General features: G+C 38.7%; 1 protein-coding gene. It reads left to right on the top strand.

The window, feature by feature from the left end; translation table 11 throughout:
- Positions 1-1,059 (top strand): serine/threonine-protein kinase (locus tag R8N28_RS26855; RefSeq protein ID WP_318183873.1); only part of this gene is annotated, 1,059 nt, incomplete at both ends.

Genomic DNA, 1,059 nt, shown 5'->3' with positions numbered 1-1,059 from the left:
ATAGCAGCGATAGCGGAGATAAAACAAAAATTGTAAAGACTCAAAAAAGAGAAAACGCAATTGAACCCGCTAAAAACGTTAATAAACAAGACTCCGCTGAAAATATAAATGAAACGGATACAAAACTGTCTCAAAAAGAAAACACAATACCACCTATCAACAAAAGTGATAATAAGAACACAAAAAACAAAAGTGTTATTAACTCAAATTTAATTGGGCAAACAGTAAAAAACCGTTACGAAATTGAGTCTATTTTAGGTCATGGTGGACTCTGTGATGTTTATTTAGCAAAAGACAAAATTCTTGAGTCTTCTGGCTCGGAGTCCCCTTATGTTGCTCTAAAAGTTTTACAGAAAGAGTTTGCGTCTCAGCCAGAGACAGCAAGAATGTTGATTCGAGAAGCGCAACAAACACAAAGACTTAGTCATCCAAACGTAATCCGGGTCTTTGATTTCGGAGTCGACGGTGATATCTACTTTTTAGTGATGGAATATATTGACGGCGAAACGTTGGAAAGTTTAATCCAACGATCTCGTCCAAATGGTTTGAAGTACCATGCAATGCTTTCTATCCTCAACCAAATCCTCGACGCACTATCCTATGCTCATTCGCTCGGTGTTGTACACGCCGACTTAAAACCAGCCAACGTAATTTTAACCTCCGAAGGCCATGTAAAGCTTTTGGATTTTGGTGTGTCGAAAACTCACCAGATCAAACAGGATCAGTATGCAGCAAAACGTAAAACAGAAGATCTAGAAACGCTGGGCTACACGCCTAACTACGCCTCACTCAACCTGCTCTCAGGAAAAGAACCAAACATAAGCGATGATATGTTCGCCTTATGTTGTATTACGTATGAATTGTTGAGTTGTAAGCATCCATATTCAAGAACACCAGTTAATGAAGCACTAAAGAAAAATATTAAGGTCTCTAAACCAGCAAATATGCCAATAGCGAAGTGGCCGATTTTCTCGAAGATTTTTTCAACTGGTACAATTCCCGCTGATTTTAATGCAAAGACAGTTAAGCGTCGTTTGAACAAGCAATATTGGCCCTTGG

The organism is Vibrio sp. Vb1554 (assembly GCF_033344235.1).
The sequence above is the reverse complement of the archived record's forward strand: the minus strand, read 5'-3'. Positions and strand labels throughout refer to the sequence as shown.